General features: G+C 38.4%; 5 protein-coding genes, 1 tRNA gene and 6 pseudogenes. 3 read left to right on the top strand and 9 right to left on the bottom strand.

Features of this window, described 5'->3' with window-relative positions; translation table 11 throughout:
* A pseudogene (locus HNQ69_RS08395) lies at positions 1-93 on the bottom strand (lysozyme); the annotation flags it as partial.
* A 4-nt stretch (positions 94-97) separates the two neighbouring features.
* A pseudogene (locus HNQ69_RS07160) lies at positions 98-217 on the bottom strand (lysozyme); the annotation flags it as partial.
* Between the two features lie 772 nt (positions 218-989).
* Between HNQ69_RS07160 and HNQ69_RS08060 the strand changes: the two are divergent.
* Positions 990-1,169: pseudogene (locus HNQ69_RS08060) on the top strand (YqaA family protein); the annotation flags it as partial.
* Positions 1,170-1,189: 20 nt separating this feature from the next.
* On the opposite strand, the pseudogene HNQ69_RS07155 reads toward HNQ69_RS08060, so the two are convergent.
* The 7 genes and pseudogenes from HNQ69_RS07155 to HNQ69_RS07135 all read right to left on the bottom strand — a co-directional run.
* Positions 1,190-1,566: pseudogene (locus tag HNQ69_RS07155) on the bottom strand (integrase); the annotation flags it as partial.
* Positions 1,566-1,838 (bottom strand): annotated as a pseudogene (locus HNQ69_RS07150) (integrase); the annotation flags it as partial. The pseudogenes HNQ69_RS07150 and HNQ69_RS07155, both read right to left, overlap by 1 nt.
* Positions 1,838-2,110: pseudogene (locus HNQ69_RS07145) on the bottom strand (integrase); the annotation flags it as partial. The pseudogenes HNQ69_RS07150 and HNQ69_RS07145, both read right to left, overlap by 1 nt.
* Positions 2,095-2,238, bottom strand: a complete 144-nt coding sequence (locus HNQ69_RS08390) for a hypothetical protein (protein WP_425486690.1) — start codon at positions 2,236-2,238, stop codon at positions 2,095-2,097. The gene HNQ69_RS08390 and the pseudogene HNQ69_RS07145, both read right to left, overlap by 16 nt.
* Positions 2,231-2,494, bottom strand: a complete 264-nt coding sequence (locus HNQ69_RS08385; RefSeq protein ID WP_425486691.1) for a hypothetical protein — start codon at positions 2,492-2,494, stop codon at positions 2,231-2,233. Before HNQ69_RS08385 ends, HNQ69_RS08390 begins: the two co-directional genes overlap by 8 nt.
* A 41-nt stretch (positions 2,495-2,535) precedes the next feature.
* On the bottom strand, positions 2,536-2,889 hold the full coding sequence (locus HNQ69_RS08050; RefSeq protein ID WP_343056893.1) for an Arm DNA-binding domain-containing protein: 354 nt from the start codon (positions 2,887-2,889) through the stop codon (positions 2,536-2,538).
* A 160-nt stretch (positions 2,890-3,049) separates the two neighbouring features.
* Positions 3,050-3,134: transfer RNA gene (locus tag HNQ69_RS07135), tRNA-Leu, on the bottom strand.
* 281 nt (positions 3,135-3,415) lie between these two features.
* Between HNQ69_RS07135 and HNQ69_RS07130 the strand changes: the two genes are divergently transcribed.
* Together HNQ69_RS07130 and HNQ69_RS07125 are read left to right on the top strand one after the other, a co-directional pair.
* The gene (locus HNQ69_RS07130; protein ID WP_183229352.1) at positions 3,416-4,024 is read left to right on the top strand and encodes a YqaA family protein; all 609 of its coding nucleotides are present in this window, start codon (positions 3,416-3,418) and stop codon (positions 4,022-4,024) included.
* A gap of 12 nt (positions 4,025-4,036) precedes the next feature.
* Positions 4,037-4,609, top strand: coding sequence for a disulfide bond formation protein B (locus HNQ69_RS07125; protein WP_183229351.1), 573 nt, complete (start codon positions 4,037-4,039; stop codon positions 4,607-4,609).
* Positions 4,610-5,372 lie beyond the last annotated feature (763 nt).

Below are 5,372 nucleotides of genomic sequence, written 5' to 3'. Positions count from 1 at the left end.
CTTCTACTTTGAGGAATCCTGTTGGCTCTCTCGTTTCCACGGTTTGGTAGTTAGAGAAAACATAAGACCCTTTGCCCACAACCCTGGTTCTGCAAGATCAAAAGCGTTGCTCCTGAAAGCGTCTAGCGACAAAGAAAATACCAGCACATGCCGCTAAAACCATAATGGCAGCAAGTGCCCATTGCACAGGGCCATTTCCAGCCAATAAGCCACCAAGACAAGCCCCGATAAGCCCTTAAGCACAAGCTCAATAAACCCTCAGCACAAAAATGAGGCATTTTAGAAAAATGCTCCTTAACACGACTTTTTCAACCTTTCATGGAAGTGCATTATTTAACTTTTTAATACTCAAGACAGTTTATTCATCCCCCGATATCTCTTTTAGAAAAAAGATTATCCCTCTTAGAGTTTTGCGGAAGACGATATTCTAAAAATAGAGTGCATGATCAGAGAAATGTAAAGCAATTTGCTCTTAAGTTTGAATCATTTTGCTATGAGAGGAGAGATCTTTAAAAGTTTCGATTTTTGAGAATTTGAAAAACTTTTAGCGTCTTGTTCAGCGCACGAAATAGCCTGAAAGGAAGCTTTCTTATCCTTTTTTATAAGAGAGATCACCCATTGCCTTGCGCTTTTGTTTATTACATTCTTTAATGGGCGACACACCTCATGCAGGACAGGGCGCCATTACGGTGCACATTTACGCGCTTTTTTAAGAAACATTTCTCAACGCTCCCAAGCTCATTTCACAACAGTGCTCATGAAGAATATAAGGCAAAATCCATGAAGCACCACCCTCTTTATGCTTATGAAGGAGCAAATCAGCAGCAGCATTCTCTTTTCTAGCTCCCAATGTTTTCCAACTTCCAATGTTGCGACTGCTTTTGCATGAAGGTAGTTCATAAGAGACATTTTTACTCTTTTATTAGACAATTTCACCCACACACTGCCCCTACTTCTGAAGAAGTGCAAGGGGGTTGTCTTGATTCAACTGTATTTTCGCACATACTGCGCGTTTTTATCTTGTTGCGTGGCTCATTCAGCGTTTTGGAAAACAAGCAATGAATTTTCTTTTTCGCCATTTCAAATGGATTATCTTAATTGGTTGTGCTACTCTTGTCTTGGTCTATGGGATTTTTATAGCTTTTTTGAACAAGCGCTTTTTATTTTAAGCAACCCTCTCAATGGGTACAGGTTTTGCTTTTTCAATAATAACAATCGCCTCAGCTGTAAGTGGCCCACGAAAATCAAAAACCTTTCCAACTATCCCCTTCATATTCTCTTTGGGGATCATCCATATTGATTTATGAATTTCCTCCAACCGTATATGCCTAATTGGAATTGAACGAACCCCAGTTAAAATAAGAAACTTTAGGGCTAAATTTGAGACAATATTATTATTTAGAGATTGATAAAAGCCGGAACTTCTTTCCATGGCATAGCTGGAATATTTTGAACATTTTGAATAAATTTTCCTAATAAAGCTTTTGCTTTTGGTACCAATTGCAGATCCACATCTATGCCACGCGCTGCCGCATGTTTTATAGCAATATTCAAACGAGATAAAGCATTGATTGATTAATCTCCTCCAACCGTATATGCCTAATTGGCATGGAACGAACACCGGTTAAAATAAGAAGCTTTAAGGCTAAATTTGAGACAATATTATCATTTAAAGATTGATAAAAAGCTGGAACTTCTTTCCATGGCATAGCCGGAATATTTTGAACATTTTGAATAAATTTTCCCAATAAAGCTTTTGCTTTTGGTACCAATTGCATATCCACATCTATGCCACGTGCTGCTGCATGCTTTATAGTAATATTCAAACGAGATAAAGCATTGATTGATTAATCTCTTCCAACCGTATATGCCTAATTGGCATGGAACGAACACCGGTTAAAATAAGAAGCTTTAAGGCTAAATTTGAGACAATATTATTATTTAAAGATTGATAAAATTCAGGCACTTCTTTCCATGGCATAGCCGGAATATTTTGAACATTTTGAATAAATTTTCCTAATAAAGCTTTTGCTTTTGGTACCAATTGCAGATCCACATCTATGCCACGCGCTGCCGCATGTTTTATAGCAATATTCAAACGAGATAAAGCATTGATTGATTAATCTCCTCCAACCGTATATGCCTAATTGGCATGGAACGAACACCGGTTAAAATAAGAAGCTTTAAGGCTAAATTTGAGACAATATTATTATTTAAAGATTGATAAAATTCAGGCACTTCTTTCCATGGCATAGCCGGAATATTTTGAACATTTTGAATAAATTTTCCTAATAAAGCTTTTGCTTTTGGTACCAATTGCAGATCCACATCTATGCCACGCGCTGCTGCATGCTTTATAGCAATATTCAAACGCGATAAAGCCTTTCTTGCTGTTTCGTTTTTGCTTTTTCCAAATAGGGGATAAGCACTCTTTTATATCAATCTGCGTCAATTCAGTAATTGCTATATCTCCAAGTTTAGGAAAAACATGCAATGTAAGAGGTGTTAGCCACCTTGCTGCGGTTCCTTCATTTTTCAATTCGCTTTTTTTGCTTCACAAGCACTTAAAACAATTTCTCGTAAAGAAATACCACCCCCCGCCCGACGCAAATTTTCTTTTTGTTTTTCGCGAATCGGATCAATACCTTGGTGTAAAAGATCACGGCAGGCTGTAGCCTTAAGCCTTGCTTCTTTCAAAGACACAACGCTACAAGAGCCTAGTCCCATTTCACGGCGCTTTTTATTAAGATCGAATCGAAAAACCCAACGTCCTTGATTTTGAGCTGTTTTGATAAGCCATAAACCTATTCCATCCGCATATTTGCCTTTGGGCAAATTTTTTATAGATAAGATGGATAATCTATCACGCGTTCTTGTTTTTCTAATCACCTCTAAAACCACCTTTTGAATTGCGCTTTTGGCGCATTCACCAGATATCAAAGTCGTATATAAAAAGGCAATTAAAAAAGTAAAAAGCAATAAAAACAATATCTTATGGAATAAAAAAGATAAACAACGCTATCACGTGATATTGTAGAGATGCGAAAGGTGGTGCGGGTGGTCGGACTCGAACCGACACTCCTTCCGGAACCAGATTTTGAGTCTGGCGCGTCTACCAGTTCCACCACACCCGCACACTGTGATAAAGGAGAAACTTATCCACTATTTCTCTGCACTATATGAAGAAGAATAGATTCGTCAACATCAGATTTTTTGTTTTTTAAGAATCCATCTTATTTTACCCATCGGTTTTTAGAATATTTATCTTAACTGTTTTTGGAAGTCTTTTGGCCCGTCGTTTTTGGAATACTTATTTGATGATTTTAGTCCCTATGGTTTTTGAGAATATTTTTCCCATGTTATTTATAGAGTACAATTTGTAAAGTCTTTACCTCTTAAACTTATAAAATCCCTCATGATATTAAAGAGATTAAAACTTTGGACTATTTCTTTAGGGCATCGGCGTACAGCGCCACACTGGCTTGGGTTCATTGCCTTTCTTGAAAGTTCTGTTTTTCCAATTCCGGTAGATGTTCTCTATATTCCGATGTCGCTTGTTCGTCCTTGTCAGGCTTATCGCTATGCCTTTATTGCGACTACGTGTTCAGTTTTGGGAGGAATTGCCGGTTGGTTTATTGGATATTTTGCCTATGATATAGTTGCCAAACCGATTTTAGAATTTTACGGTAAAGTTGAAAGTTTTCAAACACTGAAAAACAATGCTACGCTGCAATTTCTTGTAATTTTACTGATCACATCCGGTTTTTTACACCTCCCTCCGATCAAGATTGTCACAATTTTAGCCGGACTCATAGGGGTGCATCTTGAAATTTTTATTCTCATTTGCATTCTTGCACGTGGTGCTCGTTTTTATCTTGTTGCGTGGCTCATTCAGCGTTTTGGCAAACAAGCAATGAATTTTCTTTTTCGCCATTTCAAATGGATTATGTTGATTGGTTGTGCTACTCTTGTCTTGGTCTATGGGACTTTTATAGCTTTTTTGAATAAGCACTTTTTATTTTAAGGAACCCTCTCAATGGCACAAATTTTGCCTTTTCAAAATATCCTAAAGAACCATCTTCATCTTGAACCAAGTAGAAGAGAACAAAGTTTATGGGCTTTTTTTCTTCTCTTTTGTCTCTCTGCTACGATAGGTCTAGCACTTTGTTTTGAATATATAGGAGGTTATCTTCCCTGCGATTTATGCCTCATTGAGCGATTTCCCTATTACGGAGCACTGCCGTTTTTGCTTTTAGCAGGTTTTGGAGCATGGTTTTTCCGTATTTCTTCTTGGGTACAACTTTTATTTTTGTGTGTTTTTGTCTTAATGACCATTAGCCTTGTTTTAGCAGTATATCATGCAGGTGTTGAATATGGCTTTTGGAAAGCTCCACCTAGTTGTGGCGTAAGCGTAGTACGACGAACCACAGATGTTAACCAGCTGTTTGCCGGATTGAACAATATCCATCCTCCTTCTTGTTCTGAAGCGCCGACACACTTTCTTTTTCTCTCATTTGCCGGTTGGAATGTTGTTGCCAGTCTTTTTTACATGCTGATCAGCTTATATGTTTCTTCAAAAGGACTCCTTTCAACCTCTAAAAAACCGTAACTGCAAAACAGGAGAAAAACCGTATATATCAGAGCACTCCAAGCAAAGCGGAGCTATTCTCAACTTACAAAACATATAGCAGTATTTTGCTATTTTTTTCTTCTCCTCCGGTATTCCGGTTTTTTCCTCCAAGCTCTCAAATTCTAAAATCCTTATACTGAAAAGACAAAAATAATAGACATAGGCGGTTTATTTTATCATTTCAGCTCTGTGGGCTTATTTATTGCAGTTTTGATGAAAGCCCACGATGGAAAAGCTATAAAATTAAGAACGAGGAGACCGATAAACATGAACAGTCTACTATGCCGAAGAATAAGAACCAACATCTCCTATCCTGTTACAATCCCCTTCCCTCCTCGTTAGAGATATGCCAATCTTCACGGCGCCTCGGCAAGGGCTACGCAATGCGTCTCTTCAGCCATACCAAACACGGCCGATCGCACTTTCCATAAAAAGCACATCCGTCCCCTTTCCTCATATGCCCTATAGCTCTCAGAGAAAAACGCTCATAGCCCACCAGAATCTTTTCTCATTCATTGGAACAATTTCTTGACAAAATCGTTAGAGATATGCCAATCTTCACGGCGCCTCGGCAAGGGCTACGCAATGCGTCTCTTCAGCCATACCAAACACGGCCGATCGCACTTTCCATAAAAAGCACATCCGTCCCCTTTCCTCATATGCCCTATAGCTCTCAGAGAAAAACGCTCATAGCCCACCAGAATCTTTTCTCATTCATTGGAACAATTTCTTGACAAAATCG

The organism is Bartonella callosciuri (assembly GCF_014203215.1).
Taxonomy (GTDB): Bacteria; Pseudomonadota; Alphaproteobacteria; order Rhizobiales; family Rhizobiaceae; genus Bartonella; species Bartonella callosciuri.
Note: the sequence above shows the minus strand (reverse complement) of the source record. Positions and strands in the feature narration are given on the sequence as shown.

Coding starts and splice junctions, on each gene's coding strand:
- HNQ69_RS07130 (WP_183229352.1), top strand. CDS start 3,416: ATGATATTAAAGAGATTAAAACTTTGGACTATTTCTTTAGGGCATCGG.
- HNQ69_RS07125 (WP_183229351.1), top strand. CDS start 4,037: ATGGCACAAATTTTGCCTTTTCAAAATATCCTAAAGAACCATCTTCAT.